The following is a 16792-nucleotide window of genomic DNA, read 5'->3' on the forward strand; positions in this document are numbered from 1 at the left end:
TCAGCGAGCCGCCGGTTTGCTCCCCTCTCCCGCATGCGGGAGAGGGGAGCACCCAGGTGGCAAGCAAGGTTTCTCAGGCTTCCTTCACAGCCCCTCGCACCGGCGGCGCAGCGACTTCCGCCTGCGCCGACGCCGAGCGCCGGTGGTTGATCATCGACACCGCCCCCACCGCAATCACCGCCGGGATCGCCATCGCCAGGAAGTTCTGCTGCAGCGGCAACGACATCCCCACCAGCACGCCGATCACGATCGGTGCCAGGATGGCGCCGCTGCGTCCCACGCCTGAAGCCCAGCCGATGCCGGTGCCGCGCACCGCCATCGGATAGAACTGGCCCGCATAGGCATAGGTGACGATCTGCGTGCCGATGGTGGAAGCACCTGCCAGGCCCACCACGACGAACAGCGCTGCGCTGGGCATGGGGTAGCCCAGCAGCGTGATCGACACCGCGGCCAGCGAGTACATAGCGATCAGCACGTACTTGATCGGCAGCCGGTCGGCCAGCCAGCCGCCACCGATCGCGCCGAGCATGGCGCCGAAGTTCAGCACCAGCACGAAAGTCAGCGCCGAGCCCAGGCTGTAGCCCGCGCCGGCCATCAGCTTGGTCAGCCACGAGCTGAGCGCGTACACCATGAACAGGCACATGAAGAACGCCACCCAGAACATCACCGTGCTGAAGCCGCGGCCGTCCTGGAACAGGCGGCGGATCGGCGCGCTGCCGGCCTTGTCGTCCGCAGCCAGCGTGAAGACGTCGCCGGCTCGCGCGCGATGCGACGGCACCAGGCGCGATACCACGGATTGCAGAGCGTCGGTCTGGCCGGTGCGGAGCAGGTAGGGCATCGACTCCGGCAGCGAGCGCAGCACCAGCGGGACCAGCAGCACCGGCAGGCCGGCGGCGAGGAAAACCGACTGCCAGCCATAGCTTTCGATCAGTCCCTTGCCCAGCAGCGCGGCCAGCATGCCGCCGACCGAATAGCCGCTGAACATCAGCGTCACCAGCGTGCCGCGCAGCTTGCGTGGCGAGTACTCGGTCATCTGCGCCACCACGTTTGGCATCACGCCGCCGATGCCCAGGCCTGCGAGAAAGCGCGTGATGCTGAACGTTACCGGGTCGCTGGTAAAGCCAGCCGCCGCGGTGAAGATGCTGAACAGCGCAATGCAGATGGCGATGGCGCGCCTGCGGCCGATGCGGTCGGCCACGGTGCCAAGGAAGATTGCGCCGAACATCATGCCGAACAGCGCCGAGCTGACCATGAAGCCCGCGCTGGTGGCGGTCACGCCCATCCCCTTCATGATCGATGGCAGCGCGATACCGGCGACGGCCAGGTCATAGCCGTCGAAGATGATGATGATCGCGCACCAGAACAGGATAAGCGCATGGAAGCGGTTGAAGCGGGCCTCGTCGGCCAACTTGTGGACATCGATCTGACGCATGGTTTCTCAACTTTAGACATTCAGGCCCGCTCAACGAGCGGGTTGGAAACGGATTCAAGAAATCGAAAAATGCTTGACATGGGGCAATGATCGTGTGGCCGCCGCGCTGCTTGCGCGGGTTTTAGCGCAAGCAGCGCGGCGGCCAATGAGGATCGTTTTCGGTCCTCTTGCGATTGCCCATGTCTTTGTCCAACCGTGTACGACTGTGTCTGTCCGAATGGATCAACCTCCTGCTTCTGGCCGTGCCGATTCGCTCTCGCGCGAGCTTTATCGAACTGCTGTGCGGCTGTATGGTTTCGCCAGAAGGCTGGGTGACGCGCGCTATCAGCGCCATCGCGCGACGCAGGCACTGGACGACCTACTACAAGCTTCTCGAGCGCGGCAGCTTGCGCACCGTGCGTTTGGCCCGCCGATTGTTCTTGCTGGTGCTCACAGTGCTGCCATGCGATGTGCTGACATTGGTCATCGACGATACGCTGGTGCCGCGCTCCTCGGAGCAGGCGCCCGGTTGCGCGTATCGCCACGACCACAGCCGAAAGATCAATCGGCCGCAATTCATGCGGGCCCAGTGCTGGGTCACACTGGGCGTGAGCGCGCTGGGCAACGGAGGGGGAAATCTGGTGCTGCCAATTCTCTCGCGGCTGGTGCCAAACGCCGGCAACCGCAACAAGCTGAAGATTGCGCTGGTGCTGGTCCGCTCTCTGGCAGGGGTGGCCAACAAGCCGGTGCGCGTACTGTTCGATTCGTGGTTCATGCGCGCCCGCCTGGTATTGCCTTTGCTGCGCAGACAAATGCATGTGATTGGACAGGCGCGCATCGACACCGCACTGTTTCTCGTCCCGCCACCGCCAACTACACCCAGACGTGGTCGCAAGCGCATCTATGGCGAGCGCCTGAATGCCGAGGCCATCGAAGCACTGCCCGCGATCGAACTGCGCATGCCGCTCTATGGCAAAGACCAGCAGGTTCGCCTGCGCTCTGCCGAGGCCCGCGCTCGCTTCCTCAAGGGCGCGTTGGTGCGTGCCGTCTGGTGCCAGTTCTTCGATGCGAAGAAACAGGTCTGGACCAAGCCCCGTCTGCTGCTCGCGACCGAAACGGACTTGAGCGCCGAGGAGGTCGTGCAGTTGTACGCGCGCCGCTGGGGCATAGAACCGCTGTTCCACAATCTCAAGCGCTGGTTCGGCGTGAGCAATCTCTGGCAGCAAACGCGCACCGTGCTGGAGTTGTGGATGCAAATTCGCTCGATGGCCTGGACTTTGAACCAACTGCTGAGTCTGGTGCTTGCCGAGACCTTCCCGATGGACTCGGTCGCACCATGGCGCGTGAATCAGCCCGTCACAGCCGGCCTGGTCATGCAGTGGCTGCGCATGGAATTTACTGGACTTGCGTTTCGCGATGGCCTGAACCGCAAGTCCCAGAAATTCCAGTGGCCGACGCCACGCAACGACACGCGACCGACCTCGTAGGACTGCCCGCGCGCGCTTCTGACGGCGTCTCATTGCTGTTTCCATTGCCAAATCGCGTCGTTAACGACCACCATCGCAGCCGGCGAGGCGGCCGTTCGCATGTCTAATGTTGAGGCATGGTTTGTCTCCGGTATGGTGGTATGGCGGGGCAGCCGGCGTTGCCGGTCATGCCACCGCGGCGGCGCGCTCTTCGGCGGCCTTCAGTTCGCGCTCGCGCAATACGAAACGCTGGATCTTGCCCGTGGCGGTCTTGGGCAGTGCCTCGACAAACTCGATCGCACGCGGGTATTTGTAGGCGGCCAGCCGCTCCTTGACGAAGGCCTTCAGCTCGCCGTCGCCAAGCTGCGCGCCCGCCTTCAGCACCACGAAGGCCTTGGTCTTGACCAGCCCTTCTTGGTCCGGCACGCCGATCACCGCGGCTTCCAGCACGGCCGGGTGCTGCACCAGCGTGGCCTCGACCTCGAACGGCGATACGTAGATGCCGCTGACCTTGAGCATGTCGTCGCTGCGCCCGGCGTAGCTGTAGGTGCCATCGGGGTTGCGCACGTACTTGTCGCCGCTCTTGGTCCAGCCGCCGCGGAAAGTCTCGCGAGATTTCTCGCGGTTGGCCCAGTACATCATCGCGGCGCTGGGGCCCTGGATATAGAGGTCGCCGATTTCGCCGTCGGGCACCGGGCGGCCTTCCTCGTCGCGCAGCTCGATGGTGTAGCCCGGCACCGGCCAGCCAGTGGTGCCGTAGCGCACCTGGCCGGGCCGGTTCGACAGGAAGATATGCAGCATCTCGGTGGAGCCGATGCCGTCGATGATCTCGCAGCCGAAATGCGCGGTGAAGCGCTGGCCGATGTCGGCGGGCAACGCCTCGCCGGCGGACGAGCACAGCCGCAGCGCCACCTCGTCGCGCGCGGGCAGCGCCGGCGAAGCGAGCATGCCGGCATAGCCCGTGGGCGCGCCGAAGAATACAGTCGGCTTTTGTTCGCGCCAGCGGCGGAAGGTGGCTTCGGGCGTGGGCCGCTCGGCCATCAGCACCACCGTCGCGCCCACGCTGAGCGGGAAGCTGAGGCCGTTGCCGAGCCCGTAGGCGAAATAGAGCTTGGCCGCGGAAAAACAGATGTCCTGTTCCTGCAGGCCAAGCACGGGGCCCGCATACAGGCCGGCCGTCCAGTACGGATTGCCGTGGCTGTGCACCACGCCCTTGGGCTGCCCGGTCGAGCCGGACGAATAGAGCCAGAAGCCGGGATCGTCGGGACTGGTCGCGGCAGGCGCGGACAACGGCGTTTGCGTGGCGAGCACGGTATCGAGCGCCACCATGCCGTCCGGCAGCGGCCCGCGCGCCCGCGACACGAACACCTTGCCGACTTCATGCCCGGGCCGCGCCAGCGCTTCCTGCAGCAGCGGCAGCAGCGCGGCCGAGACCAGTACCGCCTGCGCGCGGCTGTGCTGCAGCATGTAGACGTAGTCGTCGGCGGTCAGCAGCGTATTGACGGCAACCGGCACGATGCCGGCATACATCGCGCCCAGGAAGCACACCGGCCAGTCGGTGCAGTCGTGCATCAGCAGCAGCACGCGCTCCTCGCGGCGGATGCCGGCATCAAGCAGCGCGGCGGCCAGGCGGCGCACCTGCTGCGCCAGTTCGCCATAGGTAAGCTGGCCGTCGTCGTCGATATAGGCGGTCTTGCCGGCGCGCGCCGCGTTGCAGCCGAGCAGGTGCGCCGCAAAGTTGAAGGACGTGCCCGGCGGCTGGACCGGGACGTCTGCGGTGATGGCGGTCATGCGTGTCTCCCCGTTTCTGGTGTACGGTGTGCTGCGTGCCGCCACGCGGACGTGGCGGCGCGGTAAAGCCGGATGGCTGACTGTCAGGCGAGGGTGTCGAGCACCGCGGTGCTGGCCTGGATGGCGCTGCGACGGTGGTAGAAGTTCAGCGCGCGCAGGCCGCCCAGTTCTTCACCGCCGCCGGCGCGGCCGGGGCCGCCGTGCAGCGACTGCGGCATCACGTTGCCGTGGCCGGTGTGCAGTTGCGCGACGTCGGGCGAGATCACATGCACGCGGCCGTGGCTGTCGGCCAGCTCCACCGCGGCGGCGCCCAGCGCGGCGGCGTCGTTGCCATAGAGCGATGCCACCAGCGAGCCCTGGCCGCGGCGCACCAGCGCGAGCGCATGGCCGGTATCGCGGTAGGGCAGCAGGGTGGCTACGGGGCCGAAGACTTCGGTGTCATGCACCGCGGCGGCGGCGTCCGCATCGTTGACGCCGAGCAAGGCCGGGCCGATGCAGCAGGCCACGGCGGGATCGGCATCGACCAGCGGCTGCTGCGTGCCGTCGTGCAGCACCTGTGCATGCTTACGCAGGTTTGCCAGGCCTTCCTGTACGGCGTTGAACTGTGCGCGGCTGACCAGCGCGCCCATGCGCACCGTATCGTTGCGCGGGTTGCCAACGGTCACCTTGGACAGGCGCGCACCGATGGCCTCGGCAGCTTGCCCGAACAGCGCCTCGGGCACGAACACGCGCCGGATCGCGGTGCATTTCTGGCCTGACTTGACCGTCATCTCTCGCACCACTTCCTTGACCAGCAGGTCAAAAGCGGCGCTGTCGGGACCATCGCTCGGCAACAGCACCGCGGAATTGATGCTGTCCGCCTCGATATTCACACGCACCGAGCGCTGCGCGATCGCCGGGTGCGAGCGGATCACCGCGGCCGTATCGGCCGAACCAGTGAACGACACCACATCAAAGGGCTGCAACTGGTCCAGCAGCCCGGCCGAGCTGCCGCACACCACCGACAACGCGCCGGCCGGCAGCACCCCGGCCTCGACCACGTCGCGCACCATGCGCTGGGTCAGCCAGGCGGTGGCGGTAGCGGGTTTGACGATCACCGGCACGCCGGCCAGCAATGCCGGCGCCGCCTTCTCCCACAGTCCCCAGCCCGGGAAGTTGAAGGCATTGATGAACAGCGCCACGCCGCGCGTGGGCACCAGCACGTGCCGGGACTGGAACAACGGGTCCTTGCCCAGCCGCGCGGCCTCGCCATCCAGCAGGTAGTGCCGGTCGCCGAGCGTATCGCCCAGCTTTGCATGAGTGCCCAGCGTGAAGATGCCGCCATCGATGTCGACCGCGGAGTCGTTCCTGACGGTGCCGCTGTTGGCCGTGGCGATGTCGTAATAGGCATCGCGATTGGCCTGCAGCAGCTTGACGATGTCGGCCAGCAACGCGGCGCGCTGGCGATAGGTCAGCGCGCGCAGGGCAGCGCCGCCCTGTTCGCGGGCAAAGGCGAAGCCGGCCGCCAGGTCCAGCCCGGTGGCGTCCACGCGCACCAGTTCGTCGCCCAGCACCGGATCGAACAAGGGCGTGCCGGCACCGCTGCCGGCCTGCCACTTGCCGCCGAGGTAGTTGGAAAGCAATTCAGTCATCGGGGATCTCAGCGCGTGAAGTCGATGCGGCCTTCCGGCAGCAGGTAGAGCACCAGCGCGCGGCCGTTGCTGACGGTGGGGCGGTGGGCGCTGCCCGGCGGGCACACCAGCCAGCCGGCGGTACGGCCGTCGAACTGTGCCTCGCCCTCGAGCGGCATGATCAGGTCGATCTCGCCGTTGGGATGGGTGTGATGCGGGCCGGCAATGTCCTGCATGTCGACCACGTCGACGGAAAAGCCGTGCAGGTCGTCAGCCGGCTTGAAGATGCGGCCATAGCGGATACCGCCGCCTTCACGGTCGCACAGCCAGCCTTCGGCCACGCCGGCCTGGCAGGCGCCCTTCAGTTGCTGGTAGGTGGGGCTGCCGGCGCCGTGCTCGGCATTGAGCCAGGCATCGAGTGCGGTATCCAGCGGGCGGCCTGCCAGTTGCGCGGTGAGCTGTGCGATCTGGCTGCGGAATTCTGTGGGGGACATGATGAGGGGCTCCGTCTGATTCGCCAGTTGCTATCACTGGCTCCATGCATTATTGTGCATGTATGAAAAATAGAGCCGCGCAGAAATCATGTCAAGCACTATATTGCATAAAACTGGGTTAACCCGGGAAGCCGACCTGCACCATCATTCAGATGTAAGTGCTGCCAACGGCACTGAGAAGAATCCGTTCCTGGTCGCGCTGGGCGAGCGTGTGCGCGAGTTGCGCGCCTGCCGCGGCCTGACCCGAAAGGCCGCCGCGCAGGCCGCCGGCGTGTCGGAGCGGCACCTGGCCAACCTGGAATACGGCAGCGGCAACGCCTCCATCCTGGTGCTGCAGCACATTGCCGATGCGCTGCAGTGCTCGCTGGCCGGGCTGCTGGGCGACGTCACCACGTCGTCGCCTGAATGGATCCTGTTGCGCGAGCTGCTGGAGCACCGCGACGAAGCCACGCTGCGGCGCGTGCGCATCGCCGTGGGCGAGATGCTCGGCACGGGTGGCGAGAATGCCGGCCAGGCCGCGCGCAGCCCGCGCGTGGCGCTGATCGGGCTGCGCGGCGCCGGCAAGACCACGCTGGGCGGGATGCTGGCCGAAGACCTCGACTTCCCCTTTGTCGAGCTGAGCCGCGAGATCGAGAAGTTTGCCGGCTGCAGCATCTCGGAGATCCAGGGCCTGTATGGCATGAATGCCTATCGCCGCTACGAGCGGCGCGCGCTGGAAGAAGCCATCCAGATCTATCCCGAGGCCGTGATCGCCACGCCCGGCGGCCTGGTCTCTGATCCGGCTACCTTCAACCTGCTGCTGGCCCACTGCACCACGGTCTGGCTGCAGGCGGAGCCGGAAGACCATATGGAGCGGGTGCGCGAGCAGGGCGACTTCCGGCCGATGGCGGCCAGCAAGGAGGCCATGGAGGACTTGCGCCATATCCTGGCCGGGCGCGCGGCCTTCTATTCCAAGGCGGAGTTCTCCCTGGACACCAGCGCGCAGCCGCTGGAACCCACATTTGCCGCGCTGCGCGAACTGGTACGCCAGGCCTTGCGCATGCCATTGTGACGGTTGAGGCGCAATAACCCGGCATCGGGGCCGTGACCAGCACCTATCGAGAAATCTGCACAATAATGCTTGCATGAAATCTGTTTGATGAACTATAGTTCGTCTCATCAGATTCCTGTTCATGCACGATAGTGCAGTTTCGCAGAGGAGACACCGCCGTGACCACCGCCCCCCGCGTCGACTACCAGACCGCCCCCGCCCAATACAAACACCTGAAGCTGACGTTCGACGGCCCGGTCGCCACGCTGGCGGTGGACATCGACGAGAACGCCGGCCTGCGCCCCGGCTATAAGCTCAAGCTCAACAGCTACGACCTGGGCGTCGACATCGAACTGAACGACGCGCTCAACCGCGTCCGCTTCGAGCACCCGGAAGTGCGCACCGTGGTCGTCACCAGCGGCAAGGACAAGGTGTTCTGCTCCGGCGCCAATATCTTCATGCTGGGCGTCAGCAGCCATGCGTGGAAGGTCAACTTCTGCAAGTTCACCAACGAGACCCGCAACGGCATCGAGGATTCCTCGGCGCACAGCGGCCTGAAGTTCCTGGCCGCGGTCAATGGCGCCTGCGCCGGCGGCGGCTATGAGCTGGCGCTGGCCTGCGACGAGATCCTGCTGGTGGACGACCGCTCGTCGGCCGTGAGCCTGCCGGAAGTGCCGCTGCTGGGCGTGCTGCCCGGCACTGGCGGCCTGACCCGCGTGACCGACAAGCGCCACGTGCGCCATGACCTGGCCGACATCTTCTGCACCACCACCGAAGGCGTGCGCGGCCAGCGTGCCAAGGACTGGCGCCTGGTCGACGACATTGCCAAGCCCGCCGTGTTCGCGCAGAAAGTGCAGGAGCGCGCGCTGGCGCTGGCCGCGCAGAGCGACCGCCCGGCCGACGGCAAAGGCGTGGCGCTGGCCCCGATCGAGCGCACCATCGAAGCCGATGCGCTGCGCTACACGCATGTCACGGTCGAGATCGACCGCGCCGGCCGCACCGCCACCTTTACGGTCAAGGCGCCGACGGGCACGCAGCCGCAGAACATCGATGACATTGTTGAAGCCGGCGCCGCCTGGTACCCGCTGCAACTGGCGCGCGAACTGGAAGACGCGATCCTGTCGATGCGCACCAATGAACTGGACATCGGCACCTGGCTGATCAAGACCAGCGGCGACGCCGCCGCGGTGCTGGCCACCGACGCCACGCTGCTGGCGCACAAGGACCACTGGCTGGTGCGCGAGACCATCGGCCTGCTGCGCCGCACGCTGAGCCGCCTGGATGTGTCCTCGCGCAGCCTGTTCGCGCTGATCGAGCCGCAATCGTGCTTTGCCGGCACCTTCCTGGAACTGGCGCTGGCCTGCGACCGCAGCTACCACCTGGCGCTGCCGGACGACGAGGACCGCGCGCCGAAGATCACCGTAGCGGAAGTCAACTTCGGCCTCTACCCGATGGCCACCGGCCAGAGCCGCCTGGGCCGCCGCTTCTACGACGAGCAGCCCGCGCTGGACGCGGTGCGCGCCAAGGCCGGCCAGCCGCTCGATGCCGACGCCGCCTACGCGCTCGGCCTGGTCACCGCCAACCCCGACGACATCGACTGGACCGATGAAGTGCGCATCGCGCTGGAAGAACGCGTGGCGATGTCGCCCGATGCGCTGACCGGCATGGAAGCCAATCTGCGCTTCAACGGCCAGGAAAACATGTTCACCCGCATCTTTGGCCGCCTGACCGCGTGGCAGAACTGGATCTTCCAGCGCCCCAACGCGGTGGGCGAAAAGGGTGCGCTCAAGGTCTACGGCAAGGGCGACAAGGCCGCCTTCGACTGGAACCGCGTCTGATCCAGCCTTGCACGACAACCGAATCGTTCTCTGAAGGAGACCTCCATGTCCGGCATCAACTACAGCGACAAGATCCCCAACAACGTCAACCTGAGCGAAGACCGCACCCTGCAGCGCGCGCTCGAACAGTGGCAGCCCAATTACCTGAGCTGGTGGAACGACATGGGCCCGGAAGGCTCGCACCAGCATGACATCTACCTGCGCACCGCGATCAGCGTCGATCCGCAGGGCTGGGCCCACTTCGGCCACGTCAAGATGCCGGACTACCGCTGGGGCATCTTCCTGAACCCGGCCGAGGCCAACCGCAAGATCCACTTCGGCGACCACAAGGGCGAAGACGCCTGGCAGGACGTGCCCGGCGAATACCGCGCCAACCTGCGCCGCATCATCGTGACGCAGGGCGATACCGAGCCGGCGTCGGTCGAGCAGCAGCGCCACCTGGGCCTGACCGCGCCCAGCATGTACGACCTGCGCAACCTGTTCCAGGTGAATGTGGAAGAGGGCCGCCACCTGTGGGCCATGGTCTACCTGCTGCACAAGTACTTCGGCCGCGACGGGCGCGAGGAAGGTGAAGCGCTGCTGGAGCGCCGCAGCGGCCAGCAGGACAACCCCCGCATCCTGCAGGCGTTCAACGAGCAGACCCCGGACTGGCTGTCGTTCTTCATGTTCACCTACTTCACCGACCGCGACGGCAAGTTCCAGCTGTGCGCGCTCGCCGAAAGCGCCTTCGATCCGCTGGCACGCACGACGAAGTTCATGCTGACCGAGGAAGCGCACCACATGTTCGTGGGCGAGTCCGGCGTGTCGCGCGTCATCCAGCGCACCTGCCAGGTGATGAATGAACTCAAGACCGACGATCCCGCTAAGCTCCGCGCAGCCGGCGTGATCGACCTGCCGACGCTGCAGCGCTACCTGAATTTCCACTACAGCGTCACCATCGACCTGTTCGGCGCCGATGAGTCCAGCAACGCCGCCACCTTCTACAGCACCGGCCTGAAGGGCCGCTACGAAGAAGGCAAGCGCATGGACGACCACGTGCTCAAGGGCCAGACCTACCGCATCCTGCAGGCGCAGAACGGCCAGCTGACCGAGAAGGAAGTGCCGATGCTCAACGCGCTCAATGAAGTGCTGCGCGACGACTACATCAAGGACAGCATGGGCGGCGTGGAGCGCTGGAACAAGGTGATCGAGAAGGCCGGCATCCCGTTCCGCCTGAAGGTCCCGCACAAGGCTTTCCACCGCAATATCGGCGCGCTGGCCGGCGTCAAGGTTTCGCCGGACGGCCGCGTGATCTCCGAAGCCGAATGGCGCGACTTCCGCGGCCAGTGGCTGCCCAGCGAAGGCGACCGCGCCTTCGTCGCCAGCCTGATGGGCCGCGTGGTCGAGCCGGGCAAGTTCGCCAACTGGATCGCGCCGCCGGTGATGGGCATCAACCGCCAGCCGGTGGACTTCGAGTACGTGCGCTTCAACTGAGCCACGGCCTTACCCATTGCTCCCTGTTTGCTCCCCTCTCCCGCTAGCGGGAGAGGGGCCGGGGGAGAGGGCTGGCGCGTCCATGAACCGCCGCTGCAACAACGACCCTCACCCCGAACGCCCCTGATCCTGTGGAGACCGCCATGGACATGGCAGAAATTCAAGTCATCAAGCAGCACCTGATCGATCCCGAGATCTGCATCCGCTGCAACACCTGCGAAGCGACCTGCCCGGTGGGGGCGATCACGCACGACTCGCGCAACTACGTGGTCGATGCCGACAAGTGCAACCTGTGCATGGCCTGCATTTCCCCGTGCCCGACGGGCTCGATCGACAACTGGCGCGCCATGCCGAAACTGCGCGCCTACAGCATCGAAGAGCAACTCACCTGGGACACGCTGCCGGAAGAACTGACGCCCGAGCAGCTGGCCGACCTGGCACCCGGCGCCGAGATGCAGACCGCCGCGCCGGAGATTCCCGCCGCGTCGCCGCTGGCCGGCACCGGCGAAGACGCCGTCAACAGCGCCCGCTACGGCGCCACCGTGCCGCCGTGGTCCGCTGCGCATGCCTACACCAACCTGTACGGCGCCAAGTCCGCCAACAAGACCATCACCGCTACCGTGACCGGCAATGTGCGCGTGACCGAAGTCGGCCGCGAATACGACACCCACCACATCGTGCTGGACTTTGGCGCGACCCCATTCCCGGTGCTGGAAGGTCAGTCCATCGGCATCGTACCGCCGGGCACCGACGCCGGCGGCCGTCCGCACCATGCGCGCCAGTACTCGATCGCCAGCCCGCGCAACGGCGAGCGTCCCGGCTACAACAACCTGTCGCTGACGATCAAGCGCGTGCTGCAGGACCATGACGGCAACCCGGTGCGCGGCGTGGCCTCCAACTATATGTGCGACCTGAAGGTCGGCGACAAGGTGCAAGTGATCGGACCGTTCGGCGCCAGCTTCCTGATGCCCAACCATCCGCGCTCGAACATCGTGATGATCTGCACGGGCACCGGCAGCGCGCCGATGCGCGCCATGACTGAATGGCGCCGCCGCTTGCGCAAGGCCGGCAAGTTCGACGGCGGCAAGCTGATGCTGTTCTTCGGCGCGCGCACGCAGGAAGAGCTGCCTTATTTCGGCCCGCTGCAGAATCTGCCCAAGGATTTCATCGACATCAACCTGGCGTTCTCGCGTACACCGGCGCAGCCCAAGCGCTATGTGCAGGACCTGATGCGCGAGCGCGCGGCGGACTTGGCGGCACTGCTGGCCAGCCCTGACACGTACTTCTATGTGTGCGGGCTCAAGAGCATGGAAGAGGGCGTGGTGCTGGCGCTGAGGGACGTAGCGCAGCAGGCGGGGTTGCAGTGGGAGGCGCTGGCTGAAGGGTTGAAGCGGGAAGGGCGGCTGCATCTGGAAACGTACTAGATGCAGCCGCGGGCGCGAACCCCTCAATCCGTATCCTGCTGCGCCTTGTGCTTCGATGCCATCTTGTCCTGCTGCGCCGGCGGCACGCTGTCGTAGTGGCTGAACTGGATGGTATAGCTGCCGTGGCCGCCGGTGATGCTGTTCAGCCGTGACTGGTAGTCGTTGAGTTCGGACAGCGGGACCTGGCCGGCCACGACCACGGCGTTGCCGGCCGCGGTGCGCGTGCCATGGACCTGGCCGCGCTTGGTGGAGAGGTCGCCGATGATGTCGCCCATGGCGGTGCCCGGCGCCGTCACCTCGATGTCGACGATCGGCTCCAGCACGCTGGGCCTGGCCTTGAGCACCGCGTCGATAAACGCCTTGCGTCCGGCGGTCGCGAACGCGACTTCCTTGGAATCGACCGGATGGCTCTTGCCGTCGAACACGGTCACGCGCACGTCCTGCATCGGGAAGCCCGCCAGCGGGCCGCTGTCCAGCACCTGGCGGATGCCTTTTTCCACGGCGGGAATGAACTGGCCGGGAATCGCGCCGCCCTTGACCGCATCGACAAAGTCGAAGCCCTCGCCGCGCGACAGCGGCTCCACGCGCAGCATCACTTCGCCGAACTGCCCGGCACCGCCGGTCTGCTTCTTGTGCCGGTGATGGCCTTCGGCCTTGCCGCCGATGGTCTCGCGATAGGCGATCTTGGGCGGGCGCGTCACCACCTCCACTTTGTATTGTTCGGTCAGCCGCTCCAGCGCACAGCGCAGGTGGAATTCGCCCAGGCCGAACACCACGGTCTCATTGGTGCCGGCCGGATGCTCCACGCGCAGGCACGGGTCTTCCGCGCTCAACTTGTGCAGTACCTCCGCCAGCCGCTGCTCGTTGCCGCGGCGCGCCGGCTCGATCGCCAGCCCGTAGATCGGCGTGGGGAATTCCAGCGGCGTCAGGTGGATATCGCCGTCCTCGGTGGCATCGTGCAGCACGGCATCGAAGCCGAGTTCATCGATCTTGGCCACCGCGCAGATGTCGCCCGGCCCGGCGCGCGGCACCTCCTGTGTCTCCTTGCCTTGCAGGCGCAGCAGGTGCGCCACCTTGAACGGCTGGCGTCCTTCGCCGATATAGAGCTGGCTGTCGCGCGTGATCGTCCCCTGGTGGATGCGGAACACCGCCAGCTTGCCGACATAGGGATCGATGACCATCTTGAAGACGTGCGCCAGCACATGCTTGTCCGGCACGGGCTCCGCACGCACGGCCTTGCGGTGTTCGCTGCCTTCACCCGTATCGCGATAGAACAGCGGCGGATTGCCCTCGGTGGGATTGGGCAGCAGCCGCACGAACACATCCAGCAGCTCGGTGATGCCGGCGCCCGTCGCCGCCGAGGTAAAGCAGATCGGCACCAGGTGGCCTTCGCGCAGCGCGCGCTCGAACGGCGCGTGCAGCTGCTCCGGCGTGATCGCCTCGCCTTGTTCCAGGTACAGCTCCATCAGCTCGGGGTCGATCTCGATGACCTGGTCGATCAGCGCATCGTGCGCGGAAGGCACAGATAAAAAATCCGACTCGCCGGCCGGATTGAAGAAGCAGTCAACCACCTTGCTGCCGTTGCCGGCCGGCAGGTTGATCGGCAGGCATTCCTTGCCGAAGGCCTCCTGGATCTCCGTCAGCAGCGTGGGCAGGTCGACCTTGTCGCCGTCGATGCCGTTGATGATGATCATCCGGCACAGCTGGCGCGCCTGCGCCCAGGCCATGGCCCGGCGCGTGGTCATCTCGATGCCGGTCTGCGCATTGATGACGATGGCAGCGGTTTCCACGGCCGCCAGTGCGCTGATCGCCAGCCCGGAGAAGTCCGGGTAGCCGGGGGTGTCGACCAGGTAGATACGGGTGTCGCGGTAGTGCAGGTGGGCGACCGCGGACGTCAGCGAGCGTTTGTACTTGCGCTCCAGCGGATCGCTGTCGCACACCGTGGAACCGCGTTCGATGCTGCCGGGCGTGTGCACGGCACCGCCCTTGTACAACAGTGCCTCGGCCAGCGAGGTCTTGCCGCACCCCGCGTGCCCGAGCAGGGCGACGGTGCGGATGGCATCGGGACTATCGTGCATGTTGGCTCTCGGTTCGTCCGGCAATGACTCTCAGGGCATTATTGGCGAAATTCGCCGGAAGCGACATACGCGGATGCCCGACACCGTGCAATGCCGGACGCAAGGTGGTCCGCAAGTGGCGAGGCCGGCGCTCGGCCGGCCTTGTTTCGCGGGTCGCACGGCTTGCCTGCACTGCAGCAAGCCGTGCGCTGGTGCGCCGCAGCAAAGATCAGCGGCGCACGTCGTCGTGGTCGGTCGACACCGCCAGCGCCTGCCACGCGGCCAGTTCGCTTTCCACCTTGCGGTTCTTCTCGGTGATGCGGTAGACCGTGTCCGAGCCCAGCGGCAGCCGCACCGGCGGGGTTTCGCTGTCGGCCAGGGTCAGCAGGGCTGCCGCCAGCTTGGCAGGGTCGCCGGGCTGCTGGTGGTTCGCCGAAGCCATGTGCTCGCGCATTGCGCCGACCGTATCGGCGTACGCCGCGATCTCGGTGCGCACGCGCACCAGCGAGCTGGCATCGAGGAAGTCGGTGCGGAAGAAGCCCGGCTCGACCACGGTGGCGCGGATGCCCAGCGGCGACAGCTCCGCATCGAGCGCTTCGGTCAGACCCTCCACCGCGAACTTGGTGGCGCCATAGACACCCCAGCCGGGATACGCGGCGTAGCCACCGATCGAAGAGATGTTGAGGATGCGGCCGCTGCGCTGCCGGCGCATCTGCGGCAGCACGGCACGCGTCACGGTGAGCACGCCGAACACGTTGGTGGCGAACTGCTGCTCGACTTCCTGCGCGGAGGCCTCTTCGACCGCGCCCAGCAGGCCGTAGCCGGCGTTGTTGACCAGCACGTCGATGCGCCCGAAGCGGGCCACGGCGGCCTCGGCGGCGGCGATGGCCTGGGCTTCGCTGGTGACGTCCAGCGCCACCCCCAGCAGGTTGGCGTGTTCGCCCAGTGCGGCGGTGATCGTTTCCGGGCGGCGCGCGGTGGCGACGACCCGGTCGCCGCGTGCCAGTGCGGCACGGGTCAGTTCCAGGCCGAAGCCGCGCGAAGCGCCGGTGATGAACCAGACCTTGCTGGTGGCGTTGACAGCGGAGTTGGTGGTGTTGGCGGACATGGTGAATCTCCTTTCAGGGTGCTCGGTTTGACTGCGATGTCTGATGGCAGGGGCCACGGAGACAAATTTAGGCCGGCGACGGCAGCAACACTAGGCAGTGCAATTTCGTTTCAATAACAACCAGCAGTTGTGAATCAAAAACCAGCGCGTCGATTGAGCAAACCTCAACCGTATGGCAGACTCGCCGGCATGGACAAACTGCCCCCACTGAACGCCTTGCGCGCCTTCGAGGCGGCCGCGCGGCACCTCAGCATCACCACGGCTGCCGAGGAGCTGCACGTCACGCCCGGCGCCGTCAGCCGCCAGATCCGTGCGCTGGAGGAGGGGCTGGGCGTGCAGCTGCTGCATCGCGGCCACCGGCAGATCTCGCTGACGCGCACGGGCGAGGACTACTACCGCGCCGTGACCAAGGCGATGGACGACCTGCGCGAGGCCACGAGGCGATTGAGCAAGCGCGCCAAGCGCAAGCAGCTGAAGGTGCGCGCCTACACCACCTTTGCCATGCGCTGGCTGATCCCGCGGCTGTCGAGCTTCCATGCGGCCAATCCCGGCATAGAGGTGCTGCTGACGGCGTCGCTCGACCCGGTCGACTTCCGCAAGGAAGACATCGATGGCGCGATCCGGCTGGGCGACGGCAAGTGGAGCGGAGTGAATACCTACCGGCTGGTGTCGAACATCCTGGTGCCGGTATGCAGCCCGGGGCTACTGGAGGGCGGGCCGAAGGTGAACAAGCCTGCCGACCTGCAGCACCAGACCCTGCTGCACTCGATCGCACGGCCCGATGACTGGGCGCACTGGCTCAAGGCCGCGCGCGCGGACGGGCAGGTCGATGCGCGCAGCGGCATGACCTACCAGAGCTCGGCCATGGCCTATGCGGCCGCGGTCGAAGGGCAGGGCTTCGCGATCGCGCAGCGCTTCCTGGTGGCAGCCGATCTCGATGCCGGCCGGCTGGTGGCGCCATTCCGCCAGACCGTGGACATGGGCGACTTCACCTACTACCTGCTGACGCCGGCTGACCGCAAGGAAAGCGCGAGCATGGCGGTGTTCCGGCAGTGGCTGCTGGCGCAGTTTGACGCTCAGGGTTGAGAGC

At 66.4% G+C, this 16792-nt stretch carries 12 protein-coding genes; 6 read left to right on the forward strand and 6 right to left on the reverse strand.

Annotated features, from left to right (window positions below):
- Positions 1 to 73: 73 nt before the first annotated feature.
- A complete protein-coding gene (locus RS901_RS24825; protein WP_316156794.1) occupies positions 74 to 1432 on the reverse strand; it encodes an MFS transporter in 1359 nt (452 codons plus the stop codon).
- A 179-nt stretch (positions 1433 to 1611) separates the two neighbouring features.
- On the opposite strand from RS901_RS24825, the gene RS901_RS24830 reads away from it, so the two are divergent.
- On the forward strand, positions 1612 to 2898 hold the full coding sequence (locus tag RS901_RS24830) for an IS701 family transposase (protein ID WP_316150576.1): 1287 nt from the start codon (positions 1612 to 1614) through the stop codon (positions 2896 to 2898).
- A gap of 165 nt (positions 2899 to 3063) precedes the next feature.
- Here RS901_RS24830 and RS901_RS24835 read toward each other — a convergent pair whose 3' ends face one another.
- The 3 genes from RS901_RS24835 to RS901_RS24845 all read right to left on the reverse strand — a co-directional run bounded on the left by RS901_RS24835 (position 3064) and on the right by RS901_RS24845 (position 6772).
- Positions 3064 to 4668 carry a benzoate-CoA ligase family protein gene (locus RS901_RS24835; RefSeq protein WP_316156795.1) on the reverse strand — a complete coding sequence of 535 codons (1605 nt, stop codon included), beginning with the start codon at positions 4666 to 4668 and terminating at the stop codon, positions 3064 to 3066.
- A gap of 83 nt (positions 4669 to 4751) precedes the next feature.
- Positions 4752 to 6299 carry a 3,4-dehydroadipyl-CoA semialdehyde dehydrogenase gene (locus tag RS901_RS24840; protein WP_316156797.1) on the reverse strand — a complete coding sequence of 516 codons (1548 nt, stop codon included), beginning with the start codon at positions 6297 to 6299 and terminating at the stop codon, positions 4752 to 4754.
- 8 nt (positions 6300 to 6307) lie between these two features.
- Positions 6308 to 6772: a DUF4863 family protein gene (locus RS901_RS24845; RefSeq protein ID WP_316156798.1), complete on the reverse strand. Its 465-nt coding sequence runs from the start codon at positions 6770 to 6772 to the stop codon at positions 6308 to 6310.
- 88 nt (positions 6773 to 6860) lie between these two features.
- Between RS901_RS24845 and RS901_RS24850 the strand changes: the two genes are divergently transcribed.
- The 4 genes from RS901_RS24850 (at position 6861) to boxA (ending at position 12537) form a co-directional block, all read left to right on the forward strand.
- Positions 6861 to 7823, forward strand: coding sequence for a helix-turn-helix transcriptional regulator (locus tag RS901_RS24850; protein WP_316156799.1), 963 nt, complete (start codon positions 6861 to 6863; stop codon positions 7821 to 7823).
- 158 nt (positions 7824 to 7981) lie between these two features.
- Positions 7982 to 9640, forward strand: coding sequence for a 2,3-epoxybenzoyl-CoA dihydrolase (gene boxC / locus RS901_RS24855; RefSeq protein ID WP_316156800.1), 1659 nt, complete (start codon positions 7982 to 7984; stop codon positions 9638 to 9640).
- 45 nt (positions 9641 to 9685) lie between these two features.
- Positions 9686 to 11113 carry a benzoyl-CoA 2,3-epoxidase subunit BoxB gene (gene boxB / locus RS901_RS24860; protein ID WP_316156801.1) on the forward strand — a complete coding sequence of 476 codons (1428 nt, stop codon included), beginning with the start codon at positions 9686 to 9688 and terminating at the stop codon, positions 11111 to 11113.
- Positions 11114 to 11256: 143 nt separating this feature from the next.
- Complete coding sequence (gene boxA / locus RS901_RS24865; RefSeq protein ID WP_316156802.1) at positions 11257 to 12537, forward strand: benzoyl-CoA 2,3-epoxidase subunit BoxA; 1281 nt, start codon at positions 11257 to 11259, stop codon at positions 12535 to 12537.
- Positions 12538 to 12560: 23 nt separating this feature from the next.
- Here the strand turns inward: boxA and fusA are convergent, their stop codons facing one another.
- Positions 12561 to 14615 carry an elongation factor G gene (gene fusA / locus RS901_RS24870; RefSeq protein WP_316156803.1) on the reverse strand — a complete coding sequence of 685 codons (2055 nt, stop codon included), beginning with the start codon at positions 14613 to 14615 and terminating at the stop codon, positions 12561 to 12563.
- 208 nt (positions 14616 to 14823) lie between these two features.
- The gene (locus RS901_RS24875; protein ID WP_316156804.1) at positions 14824 to 15702 is read right to left on the reverse strand and encodes an oxidoreductase; all 879 of its coding nucleotides are present in this window, start codon (positions 15700 to 15702) and stop codon (positions 14824 to 14826) included.
- Positions 15703 to 15891: 189 nt separating this feature from the next.
- On the opposite strand from RS901_RS24875, the gene gcvA reads away from it, so the two are divergent.
- Positions 15892 to 16788, forward strand: coding sequence for a transcriptional regulator GcvA (gene gcvA, locus RS901_RS24880; protein WP_316156805.1), 897 nt, complete (start codon positions 15892 to 15894; stop codon positions 16786 to 16788).
- The last annotated feature ends 4 nt before the right edge of the window (positions 16789 to 16792 follow it).

It is taken from the genome of Cupriavidus sp. BIC8F, from assembly GCF_032465815.1.
GTDB lineage: Bacteria > Pseudomonadota > Gammaproteobacteria > Burkholderiales > Burkholderiaceae > Cupriavidus > Cupriavidus necator.